We start from the raw sequence: 14,874 nt of genomic DNA, 5'->3' as shown, positions 1-14,874 counted from the left end.
TCGAGGGCCAGCCCGGCGGCATACCGGCGCGCTTTGAAACGCTCCTACGGCGTTGCGGCCTTTACCAGGAGATCGGCGCCTCGCCCTTCGCCACCAACCATTCATTCGCCCGGCTGAACGGTTTCGACCCGAAGAAGCCCCGCCGAGCCGAAAGCGGCGATGGATGTGCGCTGGCGATCACGTGATGCCGGCGCTCATCGATCAGGCCGCGCTTGGCCTGCGCCGGAGCGCCCCAGAGCAGGAAAACGACATGCGGACGCGAGGTCGAGACAGCGGTGATGATCGCGTCCGTGACCGCCCCCCAGCCGAGCGAGAGATGCGAGCCCGCCTTGCTCGCGCCTTCGCGGACCGTGAGGGCCGTGTTGAGCAGGAGCACACCCTGCGAGGCCCAGGATGACAGGTCGCCGCTCACCGGTGCGACCTGGCCGAGATCCTCGGCTCGCTCCTTGTAGATATTGACCAGGGACCGTGGCAGGGGCGGCGGGCCGACATAGGAAAAGGCAAGGCCGTTGGCATGGCCGGGTGTCGGATAGGGGTCCTGGCCGAGAACGAGCGCGCGCACCGTCTCTAGCGGCGTTTCCGCGAGGGCTGCGAATAGCCGCTCAGGTGCGGGCGCCACGACATGCCCGGCCGCGCGCTCCGCATCGGCCGCAGCAGCCGCTCGCTCTGCCGTTCCTCCGGGACGGAAAACAGCGAGATCGCGCCAGCCCTTGCTTGCCGGACTGGTCAAAAAGCGCGTCAGCGCCGCTGCATAGCCACTCACTTCAGGACGGCCCGCCCTTCGACCTTTGCGTCGACCGTGCCGAGCCGGCGCAGATAGACCATGACCTCGTTCGCCATGAGCTTGCCGTCGGTCAGGCCGAGCAGTGTCCGGCCGCGGCCAAGCGCAGTGTAGCCATCGCCGCCTTCCAGCATGAAGTTGTTGGAGGCGACCGTGTACTTGCCGGTGGTCTCGATCGGCTTGCCGTCGACCGTGACGGCCGTGACGCGCGAGCCTTGCGGCTGCTTGAGATCGGCCTCGAAGCTGAGCCCCGAGACGACGGGGAAGCGCCCCGCGCCTTGCGGCGCATCCCTCAGTCCGTTCTCGATCGCGTCCTTCACGTCCTTGCCGGTGATCTCGACCATCACGGTGGCGTTGCCGAAGGGCAGCTCGCTCAACACATCGCGCCGGGTGACCTTGTGGCCAGCGGCGTATTGCTTGTTGGCCCGGATGCCGCCGGCATTGGTGATGGCGAGCTGGGCGCCGGTTGCGGTGCGGATCGCGTCGGCAATCAGGTTGCCGATCGCGGTTTCCTGCGTGCGGATCACGCTGGTGCGGGAATCGAGCGGGGCGGCGAGCGTCGCGATTTCGATGTCGAGTTCCTTCGACAGCTCGCTCTCGTAGCCCTTGACGATCGCGGCAACCTCCGGATCGGGCGTTGCAGCGCGGGAATCGTTGACGCGAAATGTCGGCGTCCACTCGACACGGCGATTGGCGCCCTCGCCGGTCACCTTCGCGGCGATATCGATGGCGGTGACGTAATTGCCCTCCTCGTTCGACTCCACCATCACGACCTTGCCGTCATAGGCGATGGCGAGGTCGTGGTCGTGGCCGGTGAGCAGGATGTCGACGACGCGCGAGCGCACGATCGTCAAATCCGTGGCGCGGTCGGCATGGACGACAGCGACGAGGATATCGGCACCCTGCGACTTCAACGCCCCGGCCTCGCGCCGCAAGGCCTCCGTGGTCGAGGAGAATTTCAGGTCGCCGGGATTGGAGAGCTGCGGCGTCGGATCATAGGTGGTGCCGATGACGCCGACCTTGATGCCGCCAAGTTCGAAGATCTGCGAGTCCTTGTGGCCGGGCAGCGCGTTGCCGGCAGCGTCGCGCAGATTCGCGGCAAAGGTCGGGTAGGTCTGGGCAGCGGTGAGTTTGAGGTAGTTCTCCTTGCCGAAGTCGAACTCGTGATTGCCGGGCACGAAGACGTCGATGCCCATCTTGTTCTGCATCGTGACGATATGGGCGCCCTGGTCGAAGCCCGACATCAGGGAGGGGGAGTAGCAGTCGCCCGCGTGGCAGAAGAGCACGGGTACGCCGCGAGCCCGTTCGGCCTTGGCTATGCCCGAGGCGCGGGCGAAGCCGCCGCGGCCCTTGTCGTCGCTCATCTTGTAGATGTCGTTGAGCAGCAGCAGCGTGAAGGCAGGGGCCGGAGCTTGCGCCCTGGCAACCGGCGCGGTGGCGGCAAGCGCGGCCGGGGCAGCAAGGACGCCGAGAGCGCGGCGACGGGTCAGCTTGGTCATGGAGCAAGGCCCTGTTGAGAAGAAATCCAGATTAGCAAACCGCGTGCCGCTGACCAGCGGAAACGGTTAGCCGATTATGCAGGGGTGCCGATGTCGCACCCCGGGCCTTCGTGGCTGGACGAATGCTCTAACTCGTCTAAATCACGAGGAAACGAAAGTCCGGGATCGATGACACTCCAGACCAAGCCCGCCGCCGGCCCACTCCCTGTGAAGCTGCCCTCCGACCATCGGCCGTTGCGTGGCTCGCGCATCGGCGTGCTGCTGATGAATCTCGGTACCCCGGAAGGCACGAGCTATTGGCCGATGCGGGCCTATCTCAAGGAGTTCCTGTCCGACCGGAGGGTGATCGAGACCTCGCGCTGGGTCTGGTGGCCGCTGCTCAACCTCATCATCCTGACGACGCGCCCGGGCCGGAAGGGCAAGGACTATGCCTCGATCTGGAACAAGGAGCGCGATGAGGGGCCGCTGAAGACGATCACGCGCTCGCAGACCGAGCAACTTGCGGAACGGCTGAAATCCTATGCCGGCGAACGCGTCGTCTTCGACTGGGCGATGCGCTACGGCTTTCCCGATGTGAAGAGCCGGCTGAAGGCACTGCAGGACCAGGGCTGCGACCGCATCCTGATGGTGCCGCTCTATCCGCAATATGCGGCGCCGACCTCGGCGACCGCCTGCGATCAGGCTTTCCGGGCGCTGATGCAGATGCGCTGGCAGCCCGCGGTCAGGGTCGCGCCGCCCTACCATGACGATCCCGTCTATATCGCAGCGCTCGCTACCTCGATGCGCGCCTCGCTCGCCAAGCTCGATTTCGACCCGGAGGTGATCCTCTGTTCGTTCCACGGCATGCCGAAGGAATATCTGCTCAAGGGCGATCCCTATTATTGCCAGTGCGTCAAGACCTGGCGGCTGCTGCGCGACGAACTCGGCCTGCCGGAAGAGCGCTTCCGCCTGACCTTCCAGTCACGCTTCGGGCCCGACGAGTGGCTGCAGCCCTATACCGACGAGACGGTGAAGGCGCTGGCCGAAGCAGGCACGAAATCGCTCGCCATCGTTGCGCCGGGCTTCTCGGCGGACTGCCTGGAAACCCTGGAAGAGCTCGATGTCGAGAACCGCGAGATCTTCCTGCACAATGGCGGCAAGCAGTTCGCCTATCTGCCGTGCCTGAACGATTCCGACGAGGGGATCAGGGTACTCGAGGCCGTCGTGCGCCGCGAGCTGATGGGCTGGATGTAGCGCTTCGCGCAGTGCCTTCCGCAGCCAGGGCGGCTCGCCCGGAGTGATGGCGTAGAAGCCTACCCGGCCACGAACCGGCTGACGCTTTCGACGACTGCTTTCGCCTGCAGGATGCGGCGGTGGCCGAGCCCCTTCACGGGCTCCAGCGTGACACTGGGCCCGGCCGCTCCAAGGGCCTCGGCATGGTGAAAACCCAGTTCCCGGTCGTCGCGGCAATGGATCACCAGCGTCGGCCTGGCGATCGCTGCGAGCTGGTCACGGCCCTCGAAAGCCTCGACCGGGCTCCCGGCCACGACATGGATGCGCCGTTCCAGCGCCGCCTGGCCGCGCCGGCCGAGACCGATCGTCGTGCCGAACTGACGGGTGATCTCGGTGATCGAGGAGGGGGCGGCGATCAGCGCCAGCCGGTTCGCCGTGACGGTGGGCTGACCCGGTACGGTGCGAGCGAGCGCGGCCATCGCGATCGCGCCGCCGAAGGAATGGCTCACGATGGCATGGACCGGTGCGAAGGCGCGCGCGACGGCGGCGAGGCTGGCGACACCGAGCGGGATGTTGAGCTCGCTGCCCGTCGAGTCGCCATGGGCGGGTAGATCATAGGCGACGACACGGAAGCCGGCCGCGGTCAGTGGCGCGACGAAGGCGGTCATGAAGGCCGCCTCACTGGTCCAGCCATGCAGGAGGATCACGGACGGCGCTGGGGTTCCGGACGGCTCCTGCCCCTTCGGTTCGAAGAGATAGGCGGTGACCGAGCCACAGGGATAGGGAATGGCGTGGCGTGTTGCGGCGGCCAGCCGTTCGGATGCAGCTTTTGTCGCCGCCTTTCGTTTCGCGGTTCCCTGTTGCCGCCGTGGCGGCGTACAAAAGGCCTTGAAGGCAAGATGTCCGGCCGTCTTCGGTGCAACGAAGCTGGAGAGGCGGATGAGCGGTCGAATGATACGGAGTGCTGAACCGGCCATGGTGCGACCTCTAGTTCGTTCAATGCTGAACAAATATGTTCAACCATGAACAAAAAGCAAGAGCCGATTTCCGCAGACACCGACAGGGCTCATTCCGAGGACAGGCAGGTGCTGCCCTGGGAATTGCCGCGCTTCCATAATTGGATCGCGGTCGCGCGCGTGCATGCGCTCTGGAAGAAGGTGTTCAGCGAGGCACTTGCGCCGCTCGGCATTCAGCTCGCGCATTATGACGTTCTTGCGAATGTCTTCCATGTGCCGGGCCTGACCCAGCAGGCGCTGGCGGAGAAGCTGCTCGTAGGCCGTAGTGCGATGAGCATGCTGCTGCCGGAGCTGGAGCGGCGCGAGCTGATCGAGCGCCGTGGCGACGAGGCCGACCGCCGCGTGCGCCGGCTCTGGCTGACACCCGAAGGCGAGGCGCTGACGCGCCAGGCGATGGCGATCCATGTCCAGCGCATCGAGGCGATGATGCTCGTGCTCAGCGACGAGGAATGCGCGATGGTCGGCGAATTGATGCGGCGGGTCTCAAAGGCACTGGAAGGCTGAACGATGCAGCTCTCGCTTGCACATGGTCGTCGCAATCGTCAGGTTGCGTGCATCGGGGGCCTCGGGGCCCTTTTGAACGCTGGAGCATGAAACTCCAGAGCGTGACCGGCGGACTGGCGGAGCCATATGAATCAGATCTTCAGTTTCGACATCGTTGTCGTGATTCTGGTGCTGCTCGTCATCCTGACGATCGCGTTGGGGGTTCGCACTGTTCCGCAGGGCTATAATTATACGATCGAACGCTTCGGCCGCTATTCCCGTACGCTCGGGGCGGGCCTCGGCCTGATCGTGCCCTATATCGACCGGGTCGGCCACAAGGTGAATGTCATGGAGCAGGTGCTCGACATTCCGAGCCAGGAGGCGATCACCAAGGACAATGCCGGTGTCCGGATCGATGCTGCCGCCTTTTATCAGGTGCTCGACGCAGCCAAGGCCTGCTATGAGGTTTCGTCGCTCGATCAGGCGCTGATGGTGCTGACCATGACCAATATCCGCACCGTCGTCGGCTCGATGGATCTCGACCAGTTGCTGTCGCATCGCGACGAAATCAACGAGCGGCTGCTGCGGGTGATGGATGCGGCGGCTTCGCCCTGGGGCGTCAAGGTCACCCGCATCGAGATCCGGGACATCCTGCCGCCTGCGGATATCGCGGGCGCGATGAACCGGCAGATGAAGGCCGAGCGCGAGAAGCGCGCGGCGGTGCTGGAGGCGGAAGGCCTGCGGCAGGCCGAGATCCTCAAGGCGGAAGGCCAGAAGCAATCTCAGATCCTTGCAGCCGAGGGCCGCAAGGAAGCAGCGTTGCGCGATGCCGAAGCGCGCGAGCGGTTGGCCCAGGCCGAAGCGGCAGCGACCACCATGGTCAGCGAGGCGATCAGCCGCGGCGATATCCAGGCCGCGAACTTCCTGATCGCAGAGCGCTATACCGATGCGCTCAAGGCGATCGCCAGCTCGCAAAACAGCAAGGTGGTGATCGTGCCGATCGAGGCCGCGGCGCTGGCCGGTACGGTCGGCGGCATCGCGCAGCTCACCCGCGCGGTCTTCGGCGAGGATGCGGTGGAGGCGCGCCGCACCGGCTCGGTTCCCGCCTCCGGCCGGACGGGCGCCTGAGGATTAAGACGATGCTGGACTGGTTTGCATCGATCGGTGGCTGGGGCTGGGTCGTGATCGGCCTGGTGCTGATTGGTGGCGAGCTGCTGGCGCCTGGTGTCTTCCTGATCTGGCTCGGTCTTGCCGCGTTGCTGACCGGGCTCGTAGTCGGGGCGACTGGCGTCGGCTGGCAAGGCGCGGCGCTGATCTTCGCGGGTTTGTCCGTCGCCAGTGTCCTTGCGGGCCGGGCCCTGACGCGGCGCAAGTCGGACGAACCGGATGCGGCGCAGGGGCTGAACGATCGCGGGCGCCAGCTTATCGGCAAGGTCTTCAAGCTCGATGCCACCATGACCGGTGGCGAGGGCCGCATCCGCGTCGGCGACTCCTCCTGGCGAATCACCGGGCCCGAGCTGCTGGCTGGCTCCGAGGTGCGGGTGGTGCGCGTCGATGGTGCGACGCTGGTGGTCGAGAAAGCCTGAACGCTGCGCCGCCAGCTCATCTCGCTGATGCGAAATCAGGCTGCCCATATCGATGCGCGGGGTCTATAGGGAACTCCCGCCGCAAGCGAAGCGCACCATGCCAGACCAGACCGAACGCCTGTCGCTGCCAAAGGACCGGATCCGCGTCCTGCTGCTCGAAGGCATCAATGATTCCGCTGCCGATCTGATGGTCCAGGCCGGCTATACCAATATGATCCGCCTGCCCAAGGCACTCGATCACGATGAGCTGCTCAAGGCTGTCGAGAAGGTGCATGTGCTCGGCATCCGCTCGCGATCGCAGCTCACGGCCGACGTTTTCGAGCGCGCAAGCCGCCTCTTTGCCGTCGGCTGCTTCTCGGTTGGAACCAATCAGGTCGACCTGCAGGCCGCCCGCGCGCGTGGCGTCCCCGTTTTCAATGCGCCGTTCTCGAATACCCGCAGCGTCGCCGAGCTCACCATTGGCGAGATCGTCATGCTGCTGCGGCGCATCCCCGACCGGTCGCGTTCGGCGCATGACGGCGGCTGGGACAAGTCGGCCAATGGCAGCTTCGAGGTGCGCGGCAAGACGCTCGGGATTATCGGCTACGGCAATATCGGCAGCCAGCTCTCGACACTGGCCGAGGCGATGGGCATGCGGGTGCTCTATTTCGACCACACCGACCGGCTGCGTCACGGCAATACCGAACCCGTCGACAGCCTGAAGCACTTGCTCGCCTCCAGCGACGTGGTCTCGCTGCATGTGCCGGAGACCCCCGCGACCCATGGCATGATCGGCAAGGCCGAGATCGCCGCGATGCGCAAGGGCAGCTATCTCATCAACAATTCGCGCGGCACGGTCGTCGATCTCGATTCGCTTGCCGAGGCGCTGGGTAGCGGCCATCTTGCGGGGGCCGCCGTCGATGTGTTCCCGAAGGAGCCGGCCTCGAACAGCGAGCGCTTCGTCTCGCCGCTGCAGGGCCTGCCCAATGTCATCCTGACGCCGCATGTCGGAGGCTCGACGGAGGAGGCACAGGAGCGCATCGGTGCCGAGGTGGCGCGCAAGCTGGTCGATTATTCCGATATCGGTTCGACTGTCGGCGCGGTGAACTTCCCGCAGGTGCAACTAGCGCCGCGTCCGATCGGGACGCGCTTCATCCATGTCCAGCGCAACGAGCCCGGCATGCTGCGGCGGCTGAACGACATCTTCGCCCGGCGCGAGGTCAATATCTCCGCCCAGAACTACCAGACCGATGGCGAGATCGGCTATGTCGTGATGGAGGCCGACCGCATCGGTGCCGATGCGGACGCCATCCTGGCCGAGATCAGGGCGCTCGACGGCACGATCCGGGCGCGCCTGCTCTACGAGAGGCAGTGAGCGGGTAACCCGCTCACGCCGTCGTCTTCAGGCCGACGATGCCGGCGAGCACCAGCGCGATCCAGAACAGGCGGGCGATCGTGGCCGGCTCGCCGAAGACGAGGATGCCGACGAGTACCGAGCCGAGTGCGCCGATGCCCGTCCAGACCGCATAGGCCGTGCCGAGCGGCAGCACGTCCAGCGCCTTGATCAGAAGCACGACGAATACGACCAGAAGCGCCACCGAGACGAGCGCCCAGGGCAGGTCGCGAAAGCCGTCGGCCTTCTTCATGCTGAGCGCCCAGGCGACATCGACGATGCCGGAGACGACGAGGGCGATCCAGGCCCAGCTGGTTGTCATGACGCGCTCCTGAGCCGTTCTGCGCCAACGCCCACGGTAGTTGCAAAGCTGGCGGCGATCTCTTCAAGACGGGCATGCGCATGCGCGCGGCCTTCAGCGACCTTCTGATCCGGACCGATTGTGGGCCCCTGGCCGACCACGATGGCGTCGGCCAGGCCAATGAAGCCGAGTGCTGCCTTGAGATAGGGCGTCGCGAGATCCGGGCGGCCGCGGCTCGGCCCTTCGCTGTAATTGCCAGCGCTTGCGAGAATGGCGAGCGTCGGGCGCGATCTCAGCAGCGGCGTGTATCCCGTCGCAGGATCGAAGGAGAAGCTCAGCCCCGGCTGGGTGACGAGGTCGATCCAGTGCTTGAGCTTGTAGGGGATGCCGAAATTCCACATCGGCGTCGCGATCAGCACGAGATCGGCTCCGGCGAGACGAGCGATCATTCCCTCGATGATCCGCCAGGCCGCCTGTTCCGGGGCGTTGAGATCGCGCCTGGCGAGTCGGGCATATTTCGCCGCCAGCATGGCACCTTCGAATTCCGGCAGCTCCGCGGCCCAGAGGTCGAGCGTCTCGACCGAGAGTGTGGGCAGCTTTGCCTGGAGGGCGGCAAGGAAGTGCCGTGCGCTAAAAAGCGAGGCTGAATCGGCCTTGCGCGGGGAAGCCTGGATGAAGAGCAGCCGTGTCATGTGACGCAAACCTCGTAGCGGAGGCGCCCCATCCGGGAGCGCGAATGCATGAAGGGTGGATTGCAATGGTGCGATTTTAAATGCTCAATATGCGAATTAATTTCGCAATGATGCGACGACGATGCTGACTCATGATGATCTCGCCCTGATCCTCGCCATCGCCCGCACGGGCCGGATGAAGCAGGTGGCCGAGGTGCTCCAGACCCATCCGGCGACGGCCTATCGCAGGCTCGAGGCGCTGGAACGTCGCCTTGGAAATCCGCTCTTTGAGCGCGGGCCGGACGGCTATGTCCCAACGGCACTCGCGGAGGAGATCATCCAGCGCGCGGGCGATATCGAGCAGCGGCTGGATGAGTTGAACCGCACGGTCGCCGGGCAGGACAACCGCCTCCGCGGCACGCTGAAGGTCACGACGGCCGATACGCTTGCCTACATCGTGGCGCCGATCGTGCTTTCCTTCGCGGACGCGCATCCGCAGATGTCGGTTGAGCTGCAATTCTCCAACGCGATGGCCGATATGGCGCGCAACGAGGCCGATGTTGCAATCAGGCCGACGCATGCTCCGCCGGAAGCTCTGGTCGGACAGCGGGCCGGGCGTTTCGGCTTCGCAGCCTATTCGGCGAATGGTGATGGAGACGTGCGGGACATCGCTGAGCTTCTGGCGACACGGCGCTGGATCGGTCTTGCGCTCGCCTTGACGCATGCGCCGGCAGCGCGCTGGCTGCGGGATCACGTTCCGACGGATCGTATCAGTGCAAGCGTGGATTCGTTCTTCGCGGCGGCTGTCGCTGCGCGATCAGGCGTCTATGCGCTTCTGCCGAGCTATCTCGGCGACGAGCCATCGCTCGGACTGGCTCGCCTGAGCGACCCGGTTCCCGAGCTTGCATCCGAGATCTGGGTTTTGACCCATCCCGATCTGCGCCATGCCGCCCGGGTCCGGGCCTTCATCCGGCACGCAGCGAAGGAATTGCGCGAGCGGCTGGCCTGACGGTTCAGGCGACCCCGAGCGTCAGCAGGTCATGCACATGCACGAGACCGACCGGACGTTCCTCCGCATCTGCGACGACCAATGCCGTGATGCGCAGCCGGTTGACCATCTCGAGTGCCTCGACGGCCAGCGCGTCGGGCGCGATGCGGCGTGGGGATGGGGTCATCACATCGCGGGCGCGCAAAGCGCTCGGCCCGCCGGAGCCGAGCTTGCGGCGCAGATCGCCATCGGTGACGATGCCAGCGAGGCGCCCGTCGAGATCGGTCACGATCGCGCAGCCAAAACCCTTGGCCGATATCATCGCGATCACATCCGGCAGCGCGGTGTCGAGGCCGACGCGGGGCAGGCCCTCGCCACGATGCATGATGCTCTCGACCGTCTTGAGCTGCGCGCCGAGCTTGCCGCCGGGGTGGTAGACGAAGAAATCCTGGCGCGAAAAGCCACGGGCCTCGAGCAGCGCAATCGCGAGCGCATCCCCGAGCGCGATCTGCATGGTCGTCGAGGTGGTGGGGGCGAGCCCGTTCGGGCAGGCCTCCTCCGCCTTCGGGATCACGAGGGCAATGTCGGCCTCGCGGCCAAGCGCGCTCTCGGCATTGGCCGTCAGCGCGATCAGGCCGACACGGAAACGGCGGGTATAGGCGACGATGGCGGACAGCTCTGCTGCCTCTCCGGACCAGGAGAGGGCGATGACGACATCCTCCGGCTGGACCATGCCGAGATCGCCATGGCTCGCTTCGGCTGGATGCACGAAGAGGGCAGGGGTCCCGGTCGAGGCCAAGGTCGCTGCGAGCTTGCGCCCGACATGGCCCGATTTGCCCATGCCGGTGACGACGACACGGCCGGCGGCAGCACGGATCAACTCCACGGCGGCGGCAAAGGGTTCGCCCAGGCCGTTGGCGAGCGCGGTGTGAAGCGTATCGAGCCCGGTGCGCTCGGTCGCGATGGTGCGGAGCGCCGAGGCGCGGATATCGGCTGTCATGGCTGGGGCGTCTAGCACAGTCCGGGCGGGGAATTCCACCGTCAAGCCTTGCAGCGGGACTGCCAAGCCTCGCAGCAGGGCTGCATTGACGGCACGTTAACCCTCTTCGTTCTAACTCCGTTAACCATGCGCGCCATCCGGGCGCGCTTGGCTTGTTCCGGAGTTCGCTCTCCTCGTGTCCCGTCGCGTCACGACCGTGCTTTTGACAGGCGCTGCAGCTGCAGGCCTTGCGGCGGCATGGCCTGCGGTCGATACGGCATGGGCGCAGCAGGCGCGGGTCCCGAGCCTGCGCAGCACCGTACCCGCCTATGTCGCCCAGGCCCAGGCGACGCCGGATCAGGCACCGCAGAGCGCGACCTCGCCGATTCCCGAAGCGGTGCGCGATCCGGCTGCCTTGATCCAGAACCAGCCTTCGACGATTTCCAGCCGCGCGCCGCCGCGCGCCAGCCGCCCGGTCCTGGCACCCGGCCTTCGCGGCGTCACGCAGCGTCAGTTCCGCGCGCCCCAACCGGCCGTTTCGATATTGCCGCAACCTGGCCCGGCGGCTCCGCCGCCGCTGCGGCGGCGCTCGCTTGTCGAGGAAGACCCCTACGCGCCGCTGGGCCTCAGGCTTGGCAATGTCATTCTGACTCCGGCAACGACGAATTCCGTTGGCTATGACAGCAATCCGCAGCGTGTCTCCGGCCCCAACAAGGGCTCAGGCTTTGCTCGTTACGAGGGCGAACTCGGCATCCAGTCGGACTGGAACGTGCATCAGTTGAGCGGCAGGCTGCGCGGCGCCTATTCCGAGTATTTTCGCGATGGCGAAGCCTCGCGCCCGGATGGCGAGGGGGCGCTCGCTCTTCGGCTCGATGCGGCCCGCGATACCCGCATCCTGCTGGAAAGCCGCCTCAGGCTCGATACGCAGCGCCCCGGTTCGCCGGACCTCAATGCGCCGGTCGTCGGCCGGCCGCTGACCTATTTCTATGGCGGCTCGGCCGGCGTCACGCATGATTTCAACCGTCTGCAGCTGACGCTGCGAGGTTCGGTCGACCGCCAGGACTTCGAGAACGCGAAGCTGATCAGCGGCGCAACCCTGAGTCAGGCCGACCGCAACCAGACGGACTATGGCTTGCGGCTACGGGCCGGCTATGAGCTGACGCCGGGCCTCAGGCCTTTCATCCAGGGCGACATCGACACACGCCAGTACGACCAGCGCTTCGACTCCAACGGATTCGAGCGTTCTTCGAACGGCTACACCGTCAGCGTTGGCTCCACTTTCGAAATCAGCCGGCTGGTCACGGGCGAAGTGTCCGTGGGCTATCAGGACCGGGCCTATGAGGATCCCCGGCTGAGGAACCTGCGCGGCATGGTTGGCGATGCCGCGATCCTGTGGACGCCGACCCCTTTGACGACGGTGACGCTGCGCGGCACGTCCGAGCTTGGTGATACGACGATCGCGGGCAGCAGCGGCACTTGGGCGCGCCGAGCCACCCTCGAGGTGGCTCATGCGTTGCGCCGCAATCTGACTGTGACCGGCTTCACCACTTTCGGTCGCACCGCCTATGAGGGGCAGGGGCTGCGCGAAGACTATACGGCGATCGGTGCCCGGCTCGAATACAAGCTGACACGGACCTTCGCCGTGCGGGCGAGCTTCACCCACGAACGCCTGAACTCGACTGCGCCGAACTCGGATTACACGGCCAACGTCGCGCAGGTCGGCCTGCGGCTGCAGTTCTGAAACAGGTTTGGCACGATGGCCGGCGCTGAGCCGGCCCTCTCATCACCTCGGGTTCCCGGGCCCGCATCCGGCTGGCCCGGGAACGATGGTGCGACGACTACGCCTGCAGCAGCCGGTCGATTTCCGCGCGCAATTGCGGGCCAAGGTCGCCGCGCTGGAGCGCATAGGCGATGTTGGCGGTCAGGAAGCCGAGCTTCGAACCGGTGTCGTAGATGTCCCCATCGAAGCGCACGGCGTAGAAGGGCTCCTGCCGGGACAGCGCGATCATCGAATCAGTGAGCTGGATTTCGCCGCCGGCGCCTGTTTCCTGGTTCGCCAGCAGATTGAAAATCGTCGGCTGCAGGATGTAGCGGCCGGTGATGTGCAGATTCGAGGGGGCTGTACCCTTTGCCGGCTTCTCGACCATCTTCGTGATCTTCGAGACCTTGGCCTTCACGTCCTCGACGCCGACGATCCCGTATTGATGGGTCTGGTCGTCCGGCACCGGCGCCACCCCGATGTGGTTGCCGCCGTGCTTTTCGAAGGCGTCGATCATCTCGGCGAGGCAGCCCTTGCCGAGGCTGTGATGGAGCATATCCGGCAGCAGCAAGGCGAAGGGCTCGTCACCGATGACATCGCGTGCGCACCAGACGGCGTGGCCGAGGCCAAGCGGAGCCTGCTGACGGAGGAAGCTCGCGGCGCCCGCCGGCGGCAGATCCGCCCTGAGCGCCTCCAGTTCCTTCATCTTGCCGCGCTTGGCCAATGTGTCATCGAGCTCATAGGCGATATCAAAATGGTCTTCGATCACGCCCTTGTTGCGGCCGGTGACGAAGACGAAATGCTCGATGCCGGCCGCCCTGGCCTCGTCGACGACATGCTGGACGACCGGACGGTCGACGATGGTCAGCATTTCCTTGGGGACCGCCTTGGTGGCGGGAAGGAAGCGGGTACCAAGGCCCGCGACGGGAAGGACGGCCTTGCGGATGCGTTTCGTCATGAAAAACCCATTTCGCGCACCGAGCGTGGTGCGCCTGCGTCGGAAGGGCAAAGGGTAGGAAGCCGGCGTGCCCCGATCAATGCCAGCTGTTGCCAAGGCTGTCGCGCAATTCTGGCGAAAGGCGGGCCAGCCTGTTCCTGATACCAATCGGCGCTTGATGCGTCGTCAATCCTTTTTGCTTAAGGCCTATGCCAGAGCGATGACAATCGGAGACGATACATGACGATTCTGGTCTCGGGCGGCGCCGGCTATATCGGCAGCCATATGGTGCTGGAGCTGCTCGATCGCGGCGAAAAGGTCGTCGTGCTCGACGATCTCTCGACCGGCTTCTGGTGGGCCGTGCCCCCCGAAGCGACATTCGTACAAGGCGATATGGGCGATCAGGCTCTGGTCGAGCGCGTCATCGCCGAGCATGGCATCACCGCGATTGCGCATTTCGCAGCCAAGATCGTGGTGCCCGATTCGGTTTCCGATCCGCTTGGTTACTATCTCAATAACACCGTGAAGACGCGCGCCCTGCTCGAGAGCGCGGTGCGCGGTGGCGTCAAGCACGTGATCTTCTCCTCGACGGCAGCAGTCTATGGTGAGCCGGCTGTCAGCCCGGTGCCCGAAGAGATCGGGCTTGCGCCGATCAACCCCTATGGTCGCTCCAAGTTGATGAGCGAGTGGATGCTCGGCGATGTCGCGCGAGCACATGGCCTGACCTATGTGGCGCTGCGCTATTTCAACGTGGCCGGGGCCGATCCGCGTGGCCGGTCGGGGCAGTCCTCTGCGAACGCCACTCACCTGATCAAGGTCGCGAGCCAGGCGGCGCTCGGCCAGCGTGCCGGGCTCGAGATCTTCGGCACGGACTATCCGACGCCGGACGGCACCTGCGTGCGCGACTATATCCACGTCACGGATCTGGCACGGGCGCATCTGGCGGCGCTCGACCATTTGCGCGATAATGGCGGCAGCCTGACACTGAACTGCGGCTACGGCCGCGGCTATTCGGTGAAGGAGGTGGTCGAGGTGGTGAAGCAGGTGTCCGGGATGGATTTCCCGGTCAAGCTTTCGCCACGCCGGGCCGGGGATCCGGCGTCTCTGGTTGCTAAGGCCGACCGCATTCGCGCCGAACTCGGGTGGCAGCCTGAACATGACGATCTGACGCAGATCGTGACGCAAGCCCTGGCCTGGGAAGAGGTTCTGCGGACCCGAAACGCGCGGTGATTGCGCTACGTTAACCCATGGTTAATCTTGTTCGGGCGCTGTTGCTGAAGTCGTTTACGC

At 65.5% G+C, this 14,874-nt stretch carries 15 protein-coding genes; 8 read left to right on the top strand and 7 right to left on the bottom strand.

Features of this window, described 5'->3' with window-relative positions; all coding sequences use genetic code 11:
- Positions 1 to 61: 61 nt before the first annotated feature.
- Positions 62 to 763 (bottom strand): uracil-DNA glycosylase, encoded by a 702-nt coding sequence (gene ung, locus AB4099_RS06110; RefSeq protein WP_113511044.1) that lies wholly within the window; start codon positions 761 to 763, stop codon positions 62 to 64.
- Positions 760 to 2,280: a bifunctional metallophosphatase/5'-nucleotidase gene (locus tag AB4099_RS06105; protein ID WP_113511045.1), complete on the bottom strand. Its 1,521-nt coding sequence runs from the start codon at positions 2,278 to 2,280 to the stop codon at positions 760 to 762. Before AB4099_RS06105 ends, ung begins: the two co-directional genes overlap by 4 nt.
- Positions 2,281 to 2,448: 168 nt before the next feature.
- On the opposite strand from AB4099_RS06105, the gene hemH reads away from it, so the two are divergent.
- Positions 2,449 to 3,513: a ferrochelatase gene (hemH, locus tag AB4099_RS06100; protein WP_113511046.1), complete on the top strand. Its 1,065-nt coding sequence runs from the start codon at positions 2,449 to 2,451 to the stop codon at positions 3,511 to 3,513.
- 59 nt (positions 3,514 to 3,572) lie between these two features.
- On the opposite strand, the gene AB4099_RS06095 is transcribed toward hemH, so the two are convergent.
- On the bottom strand, positions 3,573 to 4,469 hold the full coding sequence (locus tag AB4099_RS06095; protein ID WP_113511047.1) for an alpha/beta fold hydrolase: 897 nt from the start codon (positions 4,467 to 4,469) through the stop codon (positions 3,573 to 3,575).
- A 45-nt stretch (positions 4,470 to 4,514) separates the two neighbouring features.
- On the opposite strand from AB4099_RS06095, the gene AB4099_RS06090 reads away from it, so the two are divergent.
- The 4 genes from AB4099_RS06090 to serA all read left to right on the top strand — a co-directional run bounded on the left by AB4099_RS06090 (position 4,515) and on the right by serA (position 7,931).
- A complete protein-coding gene (locus tag AB4099_RS06090) occupies positions 4,515 to 5,012 on the top strand; it encodes a MarR family winged helix-turn-helix transcriptional regulator (RefSeq protein ID WP_113511048.1) in 498 nt (165 codons plus the stop codon).
- A 126-nt stretch (positions 5,013 to 5,138) separates the two neighbouring features.
- Positions 5,139 to 6,119 (top strand): SPFH domain-containing protein, encoded by a 981-nt coding sequence (locus AB4099_RS06085; RefSeq protein ID WP_113511049.1) that lies wholly within the window; start codon positions 5,139 to 5,141, stop codon positions 6,117 to 6,119.
- A gap of 11 nt (positions 6,120 to 6,130) precedes the next feature.
- The gene (locus AB4099_RS06080) at positions 6,131 to 6,577 is read left to right on the top strand and encodes an NfeD family protein (protein WP_113511050.1); all 447 of its coding nucleotides are present in this window, start codon (positions 6,131 to 6,133) and stop codon (positions 6,575 to 6,577) included.
- 97 nt (positions 6,578 to 6,674) lie between these two features.
- Entirely contained in the window at positions 6,675 to 7,931 is a 1,257-nt protein-coding gene (gene serA / locus AB4099_RS06075) for a phosphoglycerate dehydrogenase (RefSeq protein WP_113511100.1), read from the top strand.
- A 13-nt stretch (positions 7,932 to 7,944) separates the two neighbouring features.
- Here the strand turns inward: serA and AB4099_RS06070 are convergent, their stop codons facing one another.
- Entirely contained in the window at positions 7,945 to 8,271 is a 327-nt protein-coding gene (locus AB4099_RS06070; protein ID WP_113511051.1) for a DMT family transporter, read from the bottom strand.
- Positions 8,268 to 8,942, bottom strand: coding sequence for an FMN-dependent NADH-azoreductase (locus AB4099_RS06065; protein ID WP_113511052.1), 675 nt, complete (start codon positions 8,940 to 8,942; stop codon positions 8,268 to 8,270). Before AB4099_RS06065 ends, AB4099_RS06070 begins: the two co-directional genes overlap by 4 nt.
- Positions 8,943 to 9,063: 121 nt before the next feature.
- Here AB4099_RS06065 and AB4099_RS06060 point away from each other — a divergent pair, with 121 nt between their 5' ends.
- Positions 9,064 to 9,930 (top strand): LysR family transcriptional regulator, encoded by an 867-nt coding sequence (locus tag AB4099_RS06060; protein ID WP_113511053.1) that lies wholly within the window; start codon positions 9,064 to 9,066, stop codon positions 9,928 to 9,930.
- A gap of 4 nt (positions 9,931 to 9,934) precedes the next feature.
- Here AB4099_RS06060 and AB4099_RS06055 read toward each other — a convergent pair whose 3' ends face one another.
- Complete coding sequence (locus AB4099_RS06055; RefSeq protein ID WP_113511054.1) at positions 9,935 to 10,909, bottom strand: KpsF/GutQ family sugar-phosphate isomerase; 975 nt, start codon at positions 10,907 to 10,909, stop codon at positions 9,935 to 9,937.
- 175 nt (positions 10,910 to 11,084) lie between these two features.
- On the opposite strand from AB4099_RS06055, the gene AB4099_RS06050 reads away from it, so the two are divergent.
- Positions 11,085 to 12,629 (top strand): outer membrane beta-barrel protein, encoded by a 1,545-nt coding sequence (locus AB4099_RS06050; protein WP_113511055.1) that lies wholly within the window; start codon positions 11,085 to 11,087, stop codon positions 12,627 to 12,629.
- Between the two features lie 97 nt (positions 12,630 to 12,726).
- Here the strand turns inward: AB4099_RS06050 and galU are convergent, their stop codons facing one another.
- The gene (gene galU / locus AB4099_RS06045) at positions 12,727 to 13,605 is read right to left on the bottom strand and encodes a UTP--glucose-1-phosphate uridylyltransferase GalU (protein ID WP_113511056.1); all 879 of its coding nucleotides are present in this window, start codon (positions 13,603 to 13,605) and stop codon (positions 12,727 to 12,729) included.
- 219 nt (positions 13,606 to 13,824) lie between these two features.
- Here galU and galE point away from each other — a divergent pair, with 219 nt between their 5' ends.
- Positions 13,825 to 14,814 (top strand): UDP-glucose 4-epimerase GalE, encoded by a 990-nt coding sequence (gene galE / locus AB4099_RS06040; protein ID WP_441477384.1) that lies wholly within the window; start codon positions 13,825 to 13,827, stop codon positions 14,812 to 14,814.
- Positions 14,815 to 14,874: the final 60 nt, after the last annotated feature.

The sequence above is a fragment of the Allobosea sp. 2KB_26 genome, assembly GCF_052115715.1.
Taxonomy (GTDB): domain Bacteria; phylum Pseudomonadota; class Alphaproteobacteria; order Rhizobiales; family Beijerinckiaceae; genus Allobosea.
The sequence above is the reverse complement of the archived record's forward strand: the minus strand, read 5'-3'. Positions and strand labels throughout refer to the sequence as shown.